Genomic DNA, 17,447 nt, shown 5'->3' on the forward strand with positions numbered 1-17,447 from the left:
TCAAAAACCCAAACATCCTTACTATCCAAACACAAAAAAAGAAAACTTATCCCCTTGCCACATCAGCAAGGAAACGCTCCACCACATCCCTTGTTACATGCGGCATCAGCACAAACCGCAGATGCCCATCCCGCGTATGCGAAACCTTCCACCCCTCAGGCACACAACCCCCACCAGAAAACGCCGCCACATTCATAACCGGATCAACCACTCGGGAAAACCCGCAGGCCTCCATCCCGGCAACCAATCGCCGCGTATTCTCCATACAACCGGCAACCATCGAAGAAAACCCCTCGCGGCCCAGATAACGAATCACCGCATACGCCCCCGCAACATCAGCCCCTGGCCGCGTTCCCGCAAGCGTACACTGCTTCTTCACCGTCAGATACGGCGTATCAACATTCAAACACCCAAGCATCTCCTGCTCCCTCAGCAGAAGACACCCGCACGGAATCGTCGAAAGCCCCATCTTATGCGGATCAAGAGAAATCGAATCAACCCCCGCCACCGCAAAATCAAACGGAATCGGCCGCTCAAGGAACGGAATCACCAGTCCCCCGAATGCCGCGTCCACATGGCAGAAACAATCATGCTCCTTTGCAATTTTTGCAATAGTTTGCACATCATCCACCATACCATACTCGGTCGTCCCGGCAACTGCCGCCACCGCAATCGTATTCGCATCCACCAGCTCCGCCATTTTTTCGGTATCCACCATGTAGTCTTTCCCGTATGGCGCAACCCGCATCTCAAGACCCAGCATATCACACGTCTTATCAAACGAAAAATGCGCAGACGCAGGAACCACAATATTTGGATGCTTTGCATCAGGTCTCTGCTTCTTTGCAATACGAATCGCCTGAAGATTTGACTCGGTCCCCCCAGAAGTCGCGTAACCTCCGGCAGAACCCAGATGCATCAGATCGCCTAAGGATTTGATCAACAGATCCTCGATTTTCATCGTCCCGGGAAACAGACCAGGGTCTCCCAGATTCGTCGCACAAAACATCTCCTGCACCGCAATCGCAATCGGATGCGGAATCGTACACATCGAACTCAGGATATGATCATGATGCACATCCTCAGCCCGAACACCGGAAAGGAAGGAGATTACCTCCTCCCTACTGCATCCTCTCTCCTCCATAAAAATAACGCCTGAAAAAATTGGAAAAAATTAATTCTTCTTCAACGCCGCATTCAAAAGAATCTGGCGCTCCGTCTTTGCGACAGTCTCGCGAATCTTCTGGATCGCATCAATGTTCGACGAAACACTCGCAATACCCTGATTCACCAGCCACTTCACAAACTTCGGATCTGAACCTGCCTGACCGCAGATCGAACACTCGACACCTGCTTCGCGGCACTGCTCAATACAGCTTGCAATCAGCCGCATAACCGCAGGATGCTCCGGTTCATACATATCGCCGATAAGACCGTTATTGCGGTCCACCGCAAGCGTATACTGAACCAGATCATTTGTTCCAAACGAACAGAAGTTGATGCCTGCCTTAATGAACTCATCAATAATAATAGCGGACGCTGGGACCTCCACCATAATACCGAGCACACGGTTGTCCACATCAATACCCCAGGAACGGAACGCCTCCTTTGCCGCGATAAACTCGCGGGGGTGCTGAACGAGCGGGAACATAATACCGAGATTATCGTATCCCGCGTCCCAAAGACGTTTGAAACAAGCAGCCTGAATTCTCAGTTGATCGATCTGGCGAAGATCGCGGCGGATACCGCGGAATCCCAGCATTGGGTTGTGCTCGTCAGGCTCGTCCTCGCCGCCCGCCATATTTCTGAACTCATCGGTCGGGGAATCGATCGTTCTTACCCAGACCGGCTTGCCGCGGAATGCGTCCAGCACAGTCTTGATACCATTGTAAAGTTCAGAGATGAACTCCTCTTCCTTCTTGTTCTTAATGTACCAGCCGGGAGTCTTGTTCATACCGATAATCAGATGCTCGATTCTGAGCAGTCCAACCCCGTCAGCACCGGTAGCTGCTGCACGTGCGGCAGCTTCCGGCATAGAGACGTTGACCTTCACGGATGTTGCCGTAATAATCGGGGCTGCTGCAACCGCTGCGGTTACGGCCGCGCCTGCTGCCGGAACTGCTGCTGCGAGCTTTCCGTCATAGATCAGACCTTTCTCTCCATCGATGGTGACGATCTGTCCTTCCTTGAGGAGCGTTGTTGCCTTCTTTGTGCCGACAACTGCGGGTGTGCCCAGTTCTCTGGACACGATTGCCGCATGGCAGGTCATTCCGCCTTCGTCAGTGATGATACCAACTACTTTGCGCATGGCTGGAACCATGTCAGGGTTGGTCATGGGAGAAACCATGATGTCGCCTTCTTTGACACGGGAGGTGTCGCGTGCATCAGTCACGATAATGACTGGGCCGGACGCTACACCAGGGGACGCTCCGTATCCCTGTAAGATCACTTCTGCGTCCGGAGTGACGTCACCGCAGGACTCGCCGTTCTTTGCGGTTCCGTTCTTCTGGATCGTGGTGATCGGTCTGGACTGGAGGATGTAGATGGTGTCGCCCACAATTCCCCATTCCATGTCCTGCGGGATCTTGTAATGCTCTTCAGAGATTACGGCAAACTCTGCGAGTTTTGCGACCTCTTTGTCGGAGAGAACCTGAGCGTCCTGGCGGTTTGCCGGGACGGCTACGGTTTTGGTTCCTTTGTTTCCGTCAGGAATAATTTCCACGGATTTGTTGGCGATGGTTTTGGTCGTGATCCGCTTGTTTTTGCGGTCATAGACATAGTTGTCAGGAGAAACGGTTCCGGAAACTACTGCTTCGCCAAGGCCCCATGAGCCTTCCATGATGACGTTTGCTGCCCCTGAAATCGGGTGGGACGAGAACATGACTCCGGCTTTTTCTGAGAAAACCAGCTGCTGGACGACGACCGCGATATTGACGGTGCGGTCATCGAATCCCTGTTTCGCACGATAGTAGATGGCGCGGGCACCGTAGAGGGAGGCCCAGCAGTCCTGCACGGCCTGAAGAAGGTCTTCATCGCCGAGAATATTCAGGTAGGTTTCCTGCTGACCGGCAAAGGATGCGTCCGGCAGGTCTTCTGCGGTTGCGCTGGATCTGACAGCTACGACCGTCTCGGATCCCATTTTCTTGTAGGATGCGGAGATCTCTTTTTTGATCTGATCAGGTATCTTGACGGAACTTACCATCTCTTTGACCATGTCGGCGGTCGAGTTGAGGGCATCGTTGTCATCGACATTGAGTTTTTCCAGTATATCGAAGATGGAATCCTCAAGTTTTGTCAGCTGCAGAAATTTGCGGAAAGCCTGGGCGGTCACGACAAAACCCTGTGGAACAGGGAGACCAATGGAGGTCATTTCACCAAGAGAGGCGCCTTTCCCTCCAACAGAAGGGATGTCATCTTTACGGATTTCGTTGAGCCATAAGATATCGGGTGATTTGTCCATAGACACTCGCTATTACATTGGTGCCAAACAACAATAATAGATTGCGTTGGGTCGGGTGTATGGTGGTAGAGGGAAGCGGGTATTTTTTGTAGATGGTTACTCCAAGCGAAACCGCCTACGAAAAACAACCTCTTCCTCATACTAAGAACATCCCCACCCAACGCAGGACAATACTATTACCGTTCAAACACCAATACCTACAGGATTATCCGTGAGCTTCAAAGTACTTGTCAGCGACCCGCTTGCAGAAGAGGGTATTGCTATTTTAAAGGGCTTTTGTGATGTTGATGAAAAAGCCGACCTTTCCGAGGACGAACTTGTCAAGATCATTGGCCAGTATGACGCACTGATTGTCCGGTCAGGCACGCAGGTCACCGCTCGCATCATCGAAGCGGCTGACAACATGAAATACATCGGCCGTGCCGGCGTTGGCGTGGACAACATCGACTGCGACGCTGCAACCAAAAAAGGAATCATCGTCTCGAACGCTCCGGAAGGAAACACCCTTGCCGCAACCGAACACACGGTTGCCATGATGATGGCGCTTGCACGAAACATCCCGCAGGCATCCGCATCCCTCAAGAAGGGCGAGTGGAAACGCTCCAAATTCATGGGCAACGAGATGAACGGCAAGACGCTCGGTGTTGTCGGATTCGGCAGAATCGGCAGAGAAGTTGCAAAACGTGCACAGGCTCTTCAGATGACGGTTATCGCTTACGACCCGTTCATCCCTGCCGAAGTCGGTGCTGCGATGGGTGTTGAGATGATGAGCGTTGCCGAGCTTTTCACCAAGGCCGACGTCATTACGGTTCACACCCCGCTTATCCCGTCCACCACGCACATGGTAAACAAGGACTCGATCGCAACGATGAGAGACGGCGTTCGTATCATCAACTGTGCCCGCGGCGGTATCATTGATGAAGCAGCTCTTTACGATGCAGTCGTTTCCGGCAAGATTGCCGGAGCCGCTCTTGACGTATTTGAGGAGGAGCCGCCAACCAGCTCTCCGCTTCTGACGCTTGACAAAGTCATTGTCACGCCGCATCTTGGCGCAAGCACGGTTGAGGCACAGAAGAACGTCGCGATCTCGGTTGCCCAACAGTGCATTGAGGTGCTGAAAGGCGGTTCTGCCAGAAGCGCAGTCAATGCTCCGCTTATTGCTCCTGAGATTCGCCCGAAGCTTGAGCCATTCGCACTGCTTACCGAGAAGATGGGCAGCCTTGCGGCCCAGCTTGCGGACGGTGCTATCACCGAGGTAGAGTTTGCCTATCTTGGCGAGGTCTCTGAGATGAAGCAGAATCTGAAGTATGCCACCCGAATGGGCCTGAAGGGTCTGCTGGACAAGGCCCTGCACGAGCCGGCAAATGTGGTGAATGCAGAGTTTATTGCACAACAGCGCGGCATGACGGTCGTTGAGAAGACGTCGGCTGATGCAGGAGACTACAAATCTCTGGTTGAGATGAGCTTCAAGACGGCAAAAGGGAAGCAGACGATCTCCGGTATTGTTACCCGTGTCGGCCCCCGTATTACGGCAATTAACGGCTACTCGATGGATCTGGTGCCGAAAGGAAATGTGATTATTGCAGATCACATCAACCGCCCGGGCGTTGTTGGTCCGGTTTGTGTGCTTCTTGGCAAATACAATATTAATATCTCGAATATGCAGGTCGGACGTGTGGATGTCGGCTCAGAGTCTCTGATGATTCTCGCGGTCGATGATCTGGTTCCATCCAATGTGATGCAGGAAGTTGCGGAAAGCAACGGCATCATTTCTGCGAAGTTCATGCAGCTGTAAATATTTCCTCATACTTTTTTTATTACTGCCGCATGCCAAGAGCGATGTAGCCGCATATCGCGAGGGCGAGAACAAAACAAAGTAAAAATCCTGCCGCATAACCGGCAAGCGCTACGGCAACTCCTGCAATAAGTGGGCCTGCTGAGTGACCGATGTCCATAAGAGAGGAGAGTGCACCCATGGACGCACCGAGTCGGTTCTGTTCGGTGATATTTGCTGCGTAAATATTCGCGGCAACGGTAGAGAGTGACATGCCGATACCAAAGATGCAGCTGATGCCAAGCAGGAACCAGAAGTTTCCTGTGAGGATAAAAGCACCGAGCGAACAGCCGGTCAGGAAAAGTCCAAACAGCATCTGACGGACAGGATCTTTTTGATCGGCACGTTTTCCAAAAAACGGTTTTGTTGCGGCAATGACGATGACCTGTACAAAAAAGATGATACCGGTCTGCCATGCGGAAATACCTGTACTGAGAAGGTAAAGGGGAAGAAATGTTTCAAAGGCTCCGAAGCAGAAGTAGGTCGCCATCTCGGCACCTGATGCTGACCGAAGTCCTCGGTTGCCGAGGAAGATCAGAAGATTCTCCCGAAATGCTGCAAGGGTGACGGAGGATAATGGTTGTGCCGGTCCTGTGTCATGATACCAAAGCGTTAGGCAGAACACGGGAATTCCTGCGATGAATGCGATGAGGTATACCGCGTAGTAGGCGAATCCTGCCGGGGCTGCGGCGAACAGTGAGAGGACTACGCCACCGATGAGAGGGGCTGCGGATCGTCCGATGAGGGTTGATGAGCTGTAGGCTCCCATCATTGCTCCTTTGTGTTCACCGAACCGTTCGGCTATCACAGCACCGGTTACGGGCCCGAGAATGGCGGTTGCCATGCCATGGAAAAATCGTACTGGAATGAGGAGGAGAGGATCAACCGCTGCGAGATAGAGAAGGGGAGCGATGAGAAATACTGCACCCGCGAGGATGAGGAGCCTGCGCCGTCCGAGATGATCAGAGAGAACACCAACCGGAAAGCTGAGAAGGATTCCTGCAAAAGGGGAGACTGCAGCAATGAGGCCGATAGTTGCACTGCCTGCTCCAAGGGATTCGGCGTAGAGGGGAAGCACAGGGTTTTTCGCGATGGTTGTGGAGAATATGGCAAAAAGACCGATAATGCAGAGGTATTGTATCAGTCGTTTTTTCTGTGTGTCACCGTCCGCGAAGTTCATGGTGTACTTTATTGGCGGGAATGTCGGATAAAACAGCGGTGAAAATCACTTGAAAATCTTTATATTTCGGAATGTCTAATGTATTAGAGCACACAGGTGCAAAACATGCGTGGACTCGTGGTCTAGTTGGCTATGACGTCGCCTTGACATGGCGGAGATCAAGGGTTCGACTCCCTTCGGGTCCACTTCTTTTCTGAAAGAGTTCCAAAATATTCGGTAAGTATTTTTCCATCCACTACATAGTATCTCATTACTTTGCAGTTTTCCCGTTGCATGTTCGTACTTCTCCTGCTTCTCCTCATTCTCATAAGCTTCAGCGCTGGCTGCATCACCTATGTTTCTGAACCGGAATTAGAGACACTGCCAATCCCCACGCCGGAAGATACACCTTTACCAACCCCGGAAGTTACTGCAACCCCTACCCAGACTCCAGAACCTCTTCCAACTCCTGCATGGGGAATGCTGCGCTCTGAGTTCTCCTGGACTTATCAGAATACCAATCACAGCTACTCTATCGACGTCCCCAAAACCGCATACCAGTACTTCAAGAAACAGGATCACACCAAAAACAGCAACTACGTCCGTTACGCTCTCTCAGACTACGACCGCACCTACGTCAAAGAGATTGCTGATGTGTTTACCGCGATGGGTGCAAAAGCCGGGTACAGCGAGAAGGAGACAATTGAAAACTTCATCGCATTCGTGCAGTCGCTTTCTTACACCTCAGATATGGAAACCACAGGCATTGAGGAGTATCCGCGCTATCCTTTAGAGACCCTTGTGGACAAAGGCGGCGACTGCGAGGATGTTGCTATCCTTATCGCCTCAGTTCTTCATGAGATGGGGCACGGAGCTGTGCTTTTCAAACTCCCTGAGCATATGGCGGTCGGCATTGCGGGCGATGAGATGTTTGAGGGGACCTATTATCCCTATAACGGCACGCGCTACTACTATCAGGAGACTACTGCCAAAGGCTGGGGCATTGGTGACCTGCCCAAAGAGTTTACTGATGTTTCGGTCGAGGTGCTCCCGCTCGAACAGCGGTCGGTAATGGATCTTGAGTTCATGGCTGAACCCGACACCTCCACATGGGATGCGGCGGTGTATCGGATGGTTGCAACCGCGAAAAATCTCGGCCCAGGTACCTTGCACGGTGCCCGGTTGGAGGTAACAGTGTGGGTCGGCGATAGGGTGTATGACAACCAGACATTTTATCTCGACGACTGCCGCGAGCATGATAGTGTTCGGGTTGAAGGAAAGATCAATCTCCCCCGTCGTGAGCAGGCGGAGATATCTGCGGTTCTTACCGGCGGCAATCTGCACGGAGACGTGATCGCTGAGACTGGCGTGTTCAACGCGCCGTGATGGGCGTGGTAATTTTTTTCTAAACGCGAATGGCGCGAATAACGCGAATAAAAAATCGCCAATGGCGATTTTTCAAAAAAAAAATAATCAGTGTTTCTCCAAGAGATGAGAACAGTTTAAAAATGAATTATGTTAATAAAATCTTAAAAATCGCCATTGGCGATTTTTTATTCGCGTGTATTTGCGTTTCCAAACGCCACCCTCTCCACCCTCTCAATTGGATGCTGGGTCTTTGCCGCAGTCTCTGAAACACTCATCCCACTCTGAAGGCAGCGGCGGATAACCATCTCCATACTCTCGCCGATCTCGATAATATGCAGATTCGGATCATAGATCCGCACAACCCGCTGCCCCCACGAATGCTCAATCATTTCATGGACATAGTTGATCTCAGGCATCGTATCCAGGCGTGACAGAAAAAGATCAAACTCCTCCTCCTCAAAGTAGAGCTCCATATTATGCGGCCGGCAGAGAATCGTATCATCACTCACTCCTGCCAGCTGCGAAAACGATGCAACTGACTGCAAGGAAATGCCGTTCGTGAAGGAGACGTTCTCGCCGAAATCATACACAATCACAAGGTCGAACAGATTCTGATAAAACTGCACTGACGCAGCAATATCTTTTACCACAATTAGTGGCCCGAGAAACTTCATCTTACTTCTCCACAATTTTTCTCATGAGCATCATAACGCCCGGCTTTTCCTTTCGCCTCACCCGTGAGACACGGGCACCCGCAGGAACTGCGGGTGCTGCCTGCATCTCGGCCTCCATTCGTGCGGTTATTTCATCAAAAATTCTTTTATATGCAACACAGTGCGGATCAACACCAGACGCGTCCGCGTCTCCCGCGAGCGCGTTGTAAGGACAGCCGCCCCGGCAGTAGTTGATGTGGGCGCAGTCTTTGCAGGCAGAATCCACATGATCCTTGAATGCGAGCATTCGCACTCCTGCCTGCGTCTGCATCAGCATCTCTACTGTTGGCGCGTCATGCACATTGCCCATCACCCATTCCGGCATTCCGACAAATCGGTAGCAGGGATAGATGTCCCCGTTCGGCCCGATCGCAAACGTTGTTCCCATGCAGTCCGCATACGTGCATACGCATCCGCTTCTGGTAAACACGCACCGGCAGAGATCGTTGATGTTCATGATCTCAAGATCATCTGGATTCGCAAGCGCTGCGTCCAGAAGATACACTAAAAGCTCTCCGTACTCTGTTGGGGACAACGTCCATTCGTTTGGGTTGTCGCCTTTGAGGGAGGGGAGAGCGGGATGCAGCTTCATTCCCCATCCCTGACTTCGGAAGAACTCGACGATCTCCTCTTTTCTCTCGACCGAGGAGTTGGTGAATGTGCAGATGAATCTGACGAGGAGGCCGTGGGCTGTTGCTGTTCGGTAGCCGGCGAGGGTTCGCTCGAAGTAGTCGTCGCCTCTCTGGTAGTCGGTCAGGTCCTTTGGCCCGTCAATGGAAGAGCCGAGCGGAACATGGTGACTGCTCAGAATTTCTGCGAGCTCGTCAGTCATCAGCCAGAGATTGGTCTGCATGGCAAACTCCGGACTGAGATGCGGCAGACGTTTTTCAATCATTGGCAGAACTTCGCGGTAGAATTCCGGGCCTGCGAGAAGGGGTTCTCCGCCGTGAAAGGTAAAGGTCACCCGCTGGTCCTGTAATGGTTCAAGCCAGCGAACGATTGCTTCTGCTGTTGCCAGGGTCATTTTTGGCGAGTTGACGTCTGAGCTCCAGCAGTATTTGCATCGCCCGGGGCACCCGAGGGTTGGGATGATCATCACATGGAAGGGATTTTTCATCGATATCATTACTGGTGTTTTTTGGGAGATAAGTTTCTGTCGGTCTTTGGTGGTTTTTCCTTGCGGCATGATAAATTTTTAAAACGCGAAGGGCGCGAATAGCGCGAATAAAAAATCGCCAATGGCGATTTTTCGAGGAAAAGAAATAATCAGTGTATCTCTAGGAAAAGAGAGCAACATAAAAAATAATATTAGTCATTTTTTAAAAATCGCCATTCGCGCTATTCGCGTTTAAAAAGCTAATCACTCAGCACAGAACCGCAGCAGTCTCTCCCGCAGATCATCAGGAATTGGCGTCTTGCACTCACGCTCATAATCGAAGTAGACCAAAACATCCTCAGCAGTCGCGATAAGATTTGCATCAGAATCATAGATCGAGTGGCTGATCAAAAAACTCGTGTTCTTCACCTCGGTCACCACAGAATCAACCGTCACCGTTCCCGGATAATACAACGGCTTACAGTACCGACAGCTGGTTGCCGCAAGAATCGGGGCATGGGCAGGTCGCGTACTTCCCTTCATCAGACCCACCTCTTCACACAGATGAATTCTGGATGTCTGCACATACCGCAGAATTATCAGATTATTTACATGGCCATACGCATCGAGATCGTCCCAGTCAACGCGAATCACTGTTTTCAGCTGCACTCAACAACTCCTTCAAACAGATAGGTGTGATGATCAGGTAAATCTGTGGAAACGACTCCTCAGACATGCATGTTTATTGCCGGTCCAACTACAACCTGTAATCATGACAGCACAGTTAGTAAAACTGGAAACAACACTTGGCAACATTGTCCTCGAACTTCGCGAGGACATGCCGGTCACCTCAGGCAACTTCACCGACCTTGTCAAAAAAGGATTCTATAACGGCGTAATCTTCCACCGTGTCATTGACGGATTCATGATTCAGGGTGGAGACCCGACCGGCACCGGTCGCGGCGGACCCGGCTACGCAATCAAAGATGAATTCATGCCTGACAACAAAAACAACCGCGGCACCATCGCCATGGCAAACGCAGGGCCGAACACCGGCGGAAGCCAGTTCTTCATCAACCTTGTCAACAACAACTATCTCGACAAAGCACATCCCGCATTCGGCAAAGTTGTCGAAGGAATGGACGTGGTCGACGCAATCGGCAAAGTCAAGACCAACTTTGGCGACAAACCGGTCACTGAAGTCGCCATCAAAATGGCAACCCTTCTCTAAACTTTTTTTCGCACTTTCACTCCCCGCGGTCTATCCTTCATATAGCAAAAGCGCCATATAGAAAAATCAATGACCGAAAAACATGAGTGGCGCAAAGAGGACAAAGCCCTCTACCTCCCAAAAAATCAGCCGGAACTGATAACTATCCCTGCCATGAAATTTTTCATGGTCAAAGGAGTCGGCGACCCAAATACGAGTCAGACCTTTGCCGACCACATCGGCCTTCTCTACTCCCTCTCCTATGCTGTGCGCATGATGCCAAAACAGGGATTCACGCCTGAAGGCTACGCGCCTTACACCGTCTACCCGCTCGAAGGAGTCTGGGGACTCGTCAACCCGGAGCTTGGAATAGCCGACAAAAACAACTTCTCCTACACTTTGATGATTCGCCAGCCCGAGTTCGTCACTGACGACGTAATCTCCCGCGCAAAAGAGTCGGTCAGAAAGAAAAATCCTGACGCACGTGTTAATGAAGTGATCTTCGACGAACTCGAAGAGGGACTTGCCGCCCAGATGATGCATATCGGACCATACGATGATGAACCGGCAAGCTTTGCACGCCTCGCCGCATTCCTTGAAGAAAATCATCTCGAACGCACCTCATTTCTGCATCGGGAGATCTACATCTCAGACGCCAGAAAGAGTGACCCTGCAAAACAAAAAACCGTGCTTCGGTGGACGGTCCGAAAAAAAGAAGTGTGAGTGTGAGGTTTTCCTTACACGCAGGAGAGCTTCACTAAGTCTTCCTGGACCGTGGAGCTTGGCTGAAGTCCGAAGTTTTCGACAAGAACATTCAGGATATCAGGCGTGATGAATGCCGGGAGAGAGGGACCTATCATGATGTTCTTAATGCCCAAGTGCAGGAGCGTCAGCAGGACGAGAACCGCTTTCTGCTCGTACCAGGCGATGTTGTAGGAGATCGGCAGATCGTTTACACCGCAGCCGAATGCGTCCGCAAGGGCGAGTGCCACAACCACCAGGCTGTACGAGTCGTTACACTGGCCTGCATCAAGCACGCGGGGAATACCTTCGATATCGCCGAGCGGCAGGGCATTGTAGCGGTACTTGGCGCATCCTGCGGTCAGAATAACCGTGTCTTTGGGAAGCGCCTTGGCAAACTCGGTGTAGTAGCTGCGGCGTTTATCGCGGCCGTCACAGCCTGCCATCACTACAAATCTCCGGATCTTTCCTGACTTAACCAGCTCGATAACTTTCGGCGCTAAGGCAAGCACTGCATCGTGAGCACAGCCGGTCAGAAGGTCGGGGCGTCCGAGTTCCTCAGGCGAGCGGCAGGTCTTTGCAAGCGCGATGATTGCAGAGAAGTCTTTGCTTCCGTCAGGTTTTGCTTCGATGTGGGGCGTTCCGGGGAAGCCGACGGCACCGGTCGTGAACACTTTGTCTGCATAGGCGGGTGCTGGTGGGACGATACAGTTCGTTGTGAACAGAATCGGACCATGGAACTTCGGGAGTTCGTTTCTCTGCTCTGCCCATGATCCGCCAAAGTGTCCGCGGAGATGCGGATACTTCTTGAAGGCCGGATAGGCGTGGGCAATCAGCATCTCGCCGTGCGTGTAGATGTCAACACCCGCATCTTTGGTTGCTTCAAGCAGCATCTCAAGGTCTTTTAAGTCATGGCCGGTAACGAGAATTCCGGGTTTTGTTCCGGCACTCGTGAAGACGCTCGTGATTTCCGGTTTTCCATAGGTCTGGTTCGCTTCATCTAACAGAGCGAGAACTTTTGCCCCATAGGCTCCGCACTCAAGCACAAGTCCGGTTCTCTCTTCGATTGTGAGGTTCTCAAATCTTGAGGCAAGTGCGTCTCGGATGAAGGTGAGAATGCTGTCATCTGTTTTGTTGAGCACGATTGCATGCGAGTAGTAGGCGGCGAGACCTTTGATGCCGAAGAGCAGTGTTGAGTAGAGCGACCGGACGTTGACATCTGCGATCTCGTCAAGTCCTGCGGGGGCGTCAAAGGCGGGTTCGCCCGCGGCCTTGGGCAGGGAGTTGTAGTGTGCGGTGATGCAGGAGGAATACTCGGCAAAACACTGCTCGTCGAAGTTGACGTTTGTCAGCGTGGCAAACAGTGCTTCAAGAACGCAGGGCTGAAGATCGATGTTTGACGCTTTTGCCCGATAGGCAAGACATGAAAGAGCGTAGAGAACATCATCCTGAGCTCCGGCAACGACTTTGTTCTTTCCACAGACACCGCCCAGAGAACAGGGCTCTTTTGATTCCTGACATTGTGTACAGTACATGATTATTTTCACCTTGGTTTCTTTTGGATAGTATGTATATGGTTGATACTTAGTTATATAGCAAAAAGTTTCCAAAAACATACTATGGGAGTTTTGTCCTTGGTTTTGTTTGGGGTAACCAAGGACAAAATTCCCAAATAACGGAAATCATTTTTCACCCCAGCCAAGATGTTTATATTGTTAGCTTCCTAACTATCATGAGCAATGGATCCGCAGCCGCACGTCATCATCGAAATAAAAAAACTCGCCAACCAGATAAAACGTCAGCTCCACAACTCAGACAGTTTTTCCCAATGCGAAAACCTCACCGGAGTCCAAGGATGGATTATCGGCTATCTTCATCACCAGGAAAAGGACATTTTTCAAAAAGACATCGAAGAACAGCTTGAAGTCAGACGCTCAACCGCAAGCGGCATCCTCCAGCTCATGGAAAAAAACGGCCTCATCACTCGTGAACCTGTATCTTATGATGCCAGACTCAAAAAACTCATCCTCACCGAAAAAGCACGAGAGATCCATCGCAGAGTTGCCGGTGAAATGAACCGCATCGACTCCCGACTTACGAGCGGCCTAACATCTGACGAACTTGAGTTCTTCTGTTCCGTGATTGCCAGAATGCAGAAAAACCTCGCAGGAGACAATCCATGAACCATGTTGTAGAACGCCTCTCACAATCCATCCGCGAATACCGACGCGACAGCCTTCTCGCGCCCGTATTTGTCGCGCTTGAAGTCGTAATGGAAGTACTCATCCCCTTAATCCTCGCAGGATTAATCGACGACGGCATAACCGGAGGCAACATGCCGATCATCCTCAAGCTCGGCCTAGTACTTCTGCTGTTTGCCATCATGTCCCTTGTGTTTGGCGTACTTGCCGGAAAGTATGCTGCATCCGCGTCTGCCGGATTTGCCAAAAACCTCAGACACGACATCTTCCACAACATTCAGGACTTCTCCTTCGCAAACATCGACAAATACTCAACCGCGAGCCTCATCACCCGCATGACCACCGACGTCACCAATGTCCAGAATGCGTATCAGATGATCATCAGAATCGCCATTCGCTGTCCCTTAATGCTGGTCTTCTCGTTTCTCATGGTGGTCGGAATCAACGCCGAACTCTCGCTCATCTTCCTCATACTTCTGCCGGTGCTTGGAATCGGCATGTATCTGATCATCACCAAAGCCCATCCGCTCTTTGAACTCGTCTTCAAAACCTACGACCATCTCAATAAAGTCGTGCGGGAAAACCTTCGCGGCGTCCGGGTCGTCAAATCCTATGTTCGCGAGGATTATGAAACACGAAAGTTTCGCGACGTCTCAACCACCATCTACGGCTACTTCAGCAGCGCAGAAAAACTTCTTGCATTCTTCAGCCCCCTCATGCAGGCCGTAATCTACGCAAGTATCCTTCTCATCTCATGGTTTGGTGCGCAATTCATCGTGCTCGGCAACCTCACTACCGGAGAACTTGTGAGCCTGATTGCATACGCCATGCAGATTCTCATGAGCATCATGATGCTTGCCATGGTCTTTGTCATGATAACTATGGCCCGTGCGTCTGCGAAACGAATCACCGAAGTGCTCGACGAAGAAGTGGACCTGGTAAATCCCGCGTCCCCAATCTACGAAGTCGCGGACGGCAGCGTGATCTTTGATCATGCGAGCTTCAGCTACACCAAAGATGCCGAACGGCTCGCCCTCAAAGACATCTCTCTGACAATCGCGTCAGGAGAAACCGTCGGTATCCTTGGCGGTACCGGCAGCTCCAAATCAACCCTCGTTCAGTTGATACCCCGTCTCTACGACGCAACTGACGGCAGAGTCCTCGTTGGCGGCAGAGATGTCAGAGAGTACGACCTTGCAGCACTTCGCGATGCGGTAGCAATGGTGCTGCAAAAGAACATCCTCTTTGCAGGAACCATTCGCGACAATCTCAGATGGGGAAATCCAAATGCAACTGAGGAAGAAATCATTCATGCCTGCAAACTCTCGCAGGCTGAAGAGTTCATCAGTGCTTTACCGGAAACCTACGACACCCATGTTGAGCAGGGCGGTTCAAACATCTCGGGCGGTCAGAAGCAACGTCTCTGCATCGCACGGGCGCTGTTGAAAAAGCCGAAGATTCTCATCCTCGATGACTCAACCAGTGCGGTTGACACCAAAACCGACTCTTTGATTCGCGTTGCGTTCAAGACCGAGCTTCCGGAGACCACCAAGATCATCATCGCACAGAGAATCTCCTCGATTCAGGATGCCGACAAGATTCTTGTGATGGACAACGGCCGCATCACTGCCGAAGGAACCCATGCAGAACTTCTGGAGAAAGATCCGGTTTATCGCGAGATGTATCACTCGCAGATGAAAGGAGGCGAGGAGTAATGCCGCCAATGGGATCAGGCCGCCGTCATAACCGCGGTCCGGGATTTGCCGGCACAAAGCCGGGCGATGCCATGAAGACCGTGAAGCGTCTGCTTGGGTATCTGACCGGTGCGTACAAAATTCAGTTTGCGTTTGCGCTCATTGCAATCGTTCTCAGTGCGATCGCAGGAGTTATCGGCTCGCTCTTCATGGAAGTGCTGATTGACGACTACATCACGCCGCTTATCGGCGTAGAAAATCCGGTCTTCACCGGTCTTCTGACTGCGATAACCTTCATGGCCGTAATCTACGTGATCGGCGTTGTGTCGACGTTAGTCTACACGCGAACGATGGTGGTCATCGGTCAGGGGATTATGAAAAAGATCCGTGACCAGATGTTTTCGCATATGCAAAAGCTGCCGGTCGGCTACTTTGACTCGCACACCTTTGGCGACGTGATGAGCCATTACACCAACGACATCGACACGCTCAGACAGATGATCTCACAAAGCGTTCCGCAGGTATTTTCCTCGGTCGTAACAATCATCGCCGTGTTTGCGGCAATGATCTACACGAGCGGATATCTCACGCTTATTGTTGTTGCGATGCTTGTGATATTCTACTTTGTGACAAAGTTTGTTGGCGGCAAGAGTGCGAAGTACTTTGTGCAGCAGCAGAAGTCGCTTGGAACCGTAAACGGCTACATCGAGGAGATGATCAACGGCCAAAAAGTGGTGAAGGTGTTCTGTCATGAGGATGCGTCAAAGCATGAGTTCGATGCATTGAATGACGAACTTTACGGTCATGCGAAATCGGCGAACACGTTTGCTAACATCTTCATGCCAATCGTGGTCAACATCGGCAACATCCAGTATGTTCTGGTGGCAATCATTGGCGGCGCTCTTGCGATTACCGGTATCGGTGGTCTGACGCTTGGCGCGATTGCGGCGTTTATGCTGTTGAGCAGGAGTTTCATGATGCCGGTCAGTCAGGTTTCCCAGCAGATAAGCTCAGTCGTGATGGCGCTTGCCGGAGCCGAGCGTATCTTCGGACTGATTGATCAGCCGGTCGAAGAGGATGCAGGAACCGTTCGGCTCGTGAATGCGAAGATTGAGAACAATGCCCTCGTCGAGACAACAGACGAGACCGGCATCTGGGCATGGAAGGAGGAGACCCCTGAGGGAACAGTTTACACGCAGCTGAAAGGGGACGTGCAATTTGATCAGGTGCATTTCGGATATGTACCTGACAAAGAGGTTCTACACGGCGTGAGTTTGTATGCAAAACCCGGCCAGAAGGTTGCACTCGTTGGCGCGACCGGAGCCGGAAAGACGACGATTACGAATCTCATCAACCGATTCTACGACATCTCGGAAGGAACGATTCTGTATGACGGCATTGATATCTCGCGGATCAAAAAGAGCGATCTTCGCTGGTCGTTCGGGATGGTTTTGCAGGATACGAATCTGTTTACCGGAACAGTGATGGAGAACATCAGGTACGGGAAGCTGGAGGCTACTGATGATGAGGTGTATGCTGCGGCAAAGCTTGCGAACGCTGACGGGTTCATTCAAATGCTGCCTGAGGGCTATGAGACGATGCTTGAAGGGGATGGCGGGAGTCTTTCGCAGGGCCAGCGTCAGCTGCTTTCGATTGCACGTGCGGCGGTTGCCAATCCTCCGGTGATGATTCTGGATGAAGCAACGTCGAGTATTGATACGCGAACTGAGGCGATTGTGCAGGCAGGTATGGATTCATTGATGAAGGGAAGGACGGTGTTTGTGATTGCGCACCGACTCTCAACAATTCATAATGCGGATGTGATTCTGGTTCTTGAGGACGGCAGAATCATTGAGCGCGGCAGTCATGATAAGCTGATTCAGGAGAAAGGAAAATACTACCAGCTCTATACGGGCGCGTTTGAGCTGGAGTAACATACTCTATTTTTGATAGATGGTATCTAAAAGATAC

At 51.4% G+C, this 17,447-nt stretch carries 14 protein-coding genes and 1 tRNA gene; 8 read left to right on the forward strand and 7 right to left on the reverse strand.

Annotated features, from left to right (window positions below):
* Positions 1–46: 46 nt before the first annotated feature.
* Together mfnA and ppsA are read right to left on the reverse strand one after the other, a co-directional pair.
* A complete protein-coding gene (gene mfnA, locus McpCs1_RS05325; protein ID WP_338096228.1) occupies positions 47–1,144 on the reverse strand; it encodes a tyrosine decarboxylase MfnA in 1,098 nt (365 codons plus the stop codon).
* Positions 1,145–1,174: 30 nt separating this feature from the next.
* Positions 1,175–3,460 carry a phosphoenolpyruvate synthase gene (ppsA, locus tag McpCs1_RS05330; protein WP_338096229.1) on the reverse strand — a complete coding sequence of 762 codons (2,286 nt, stop codon included), beginning with the start codon at positions 3,458–3,460 and terminating at the stop codon, positions 1,175–1,177.
* A gap of 211 nt (positions 3,461–3,671) precedes the next feature.
* Between ppsA and serA the strand changes: the two genes are divergently transcribed.
* Entirely contained in the window at positions 3,672–5,255 is a 1,584-nt protein-coding gene (gene serA, locus McpCs1_RS05335) for a phosphoglycerate dehydrogenase (protein ID WP_338096230.1), read from the forward strand.
* Between the two features lie 22 nt (positions 5,256–5,277).
* On the opposite strand, the gene McpCs1_RS05340 is transcribed toward serA, so the two are convergent.
* The gene (locus McpCs1_RS05340) at positions 5,278–6,474 is read right to left on the reverse strand and encodes an MFS transporter (RefSeq protein ID WP_338096231.1); all 1,197 of its coding nucleotides are present in this window, start codon (positions 6,472–6,474) and stop codon (positions 5,278–5,280) included.
* Positions 6,475–6,585: 111 nt separating this feature from the next.
* Here McpCs1_RS05340 and McpCs1_RS05345 point away from each other — a divergent pair.
* A tRNA-Val gene (locus McpCs1_RS05345) sits at positions 6,586–6,659 on the forward strand.
* 88 nt (positions 6,660–6,747) lie between these two features.
* On the forward strand, positions 6,748–7,839 hold the full coding sequence (locus McpCs1_RS05350; protein ID WP_338096232.1) for a hypothetical protein: 1,092 nt from the start codon (positions 6,748–6,750) through the stop codon (positions 7,837–7,839).
* A gap of 167 nt (positions 7,840–8,006) precedes the next feature.
* Here McpCs1_RS05350 and McpCs1_RS05355 read toward each other — a convergent pair whose 3' ends face one another.
* The 3 genes from McpCs1_RS05355 to McpCs1_RS05365 all read right to left on the reverse strand — a co-directional run bounded on the left by McpCs1_RS05355 (position 8,007) and on the right by McpCs1_RS05365 (position 10,299).
* Complete coding sequence (locus tag McpCs1_RS05355) at positions 8,007–8,495, reverse strand: VOC family protein (RefSeq protein WP_338096233.1); 489 nt, start codon at positions 8,493–8,495, stop codon at positions 8,007–8,009.
* A gap of 1 nt (position 8,496) precedes the next feature.
* Positions 8,497–9,651 (reverse strand): TIGR04083 family peptide-modifying radical SAM enzyme, encoded by a 1,155-nt coding sequence (locus McpCs1_RS05360; protein ID WP_338096399.1) that lies wholly within the window; start codon positions 9,649–9,651, stop codon positions 8,497–8,499.
* A 243-nt stretch (positions 9,652–9,894) separates the two neighbouring features.
* Positions 9,895–10,299: an acyl-CoA thioesterase gene (locus tag McpCs1_RS05365; RefSeq protein ID WP_338096234.1), complete on the reverse strand. Its 405-nt coding sequence runs from the start codon at positions 10,297–10,299 to the stop codon at positions 9,895–9,897.
* Positions 10,300–10,402: 103 nt separating this feature from the next.
* Between McpCs1_RS05365 and McpCs1_RS05370 the strand changes: the two genes are divergently transcribed.
* On the forward strand, positions 10,403–10,861 hold the full coding sequence (locus tag McpCs1_RS05370) for a peptidylprolyl isomerase (RefSeq protein ID WP_338094288.1): 459 nt from the start codon (positions 10,403–10,405) through the stop codon (positions 10,859–10,861).
* Between the two features lie 69 nt (positions 10,862–10,930).
* Positions 10,931–11,563 (forward strand): GyrI-like domain-containing protein, encoded by a 633-nt coding sequence (locus McpCs1_RS05375; protein ID WP_338096235.1) that lies wholly within the window; start codon positions 10,931–10,933, stop codon positions 11,561–11,563.
* A gap of 14 nt (positions 11,564–11,577) precedes the next feature.
* Here the strand turns inward: McpCs1_RS05375 and hcp are convergent, their stop codons facing one another.
* Positions 11,578–13,116, reverse strand: a complete 1,539-nt coding sequence (gene hcp, locus McpCs1_RS05380; RefSeq protein WP_338096236.1) for a hydroxylamine reductase — start codon at positions 13,114–13,116, stop codon at positions 11,578–11,580.
* A gap of 204 nt (positions 13,117–13,320) precedes the next feature.
* On the opposite strand from hcp, the gene McpCs1_RS05385 reads away from it, so the two are divergent.
* The 3 genes from McpCs1_RS05385 to McpCs1_RS05395 are packed head-to-tail and all read left to right on the forward strand — an operon-like array spanning position 13,321 to position 17,410.
* Positions 13,321–13,764, forward strand: coding sequence for a MarR family winged helix-turn-helix transcriptional regulator (locus McpCs1_RS05385; protein ID WP_338096237.1), 444 nt, complete (start codon positions 13,321–13,323; stop codon positions 13,762–13,764).
* A complete protein-coding gene (locus McpCs1_RS05390; RefSeq protein ID WP_338096238.1) occupies positions 13,761–15,497 on the forward strand; it encodes an ABC transporter ATP-binding protein in 1,737 nt (578 codons plus the stop codon). The genes McpCs1_RS05385 and McpCs1_RS05390 overlap by 4 nt, the downstream gene beginning before the upstream one ends.
* Entirely contained in the window at positions 15,497–17,410 is a 1,914-nt protein-coding gene (locus tag McpCs1_RS05395; protein WP_338096239.1) for an ABC transporter ATP-binding protein, read from the forward strand. The genes McpCs1_RS05390 and McpCs1_RS05395 overlap by 1 nt, the downstream gene beginning before the upstream one ends.
* Positions 17,411–17,447: the final 37 nt, after the last annotated feature.

Origin of the sequence: Methanorbis rubei (assembly GCF_032714495.1) — an archaeon.
GTDB lineage: Archaea > Halobacteriota > Methanomicrobia > Methanomicrobiales > Methanocorpusculaceae > Methanocorpusculum > Methanocorpusculum rubei.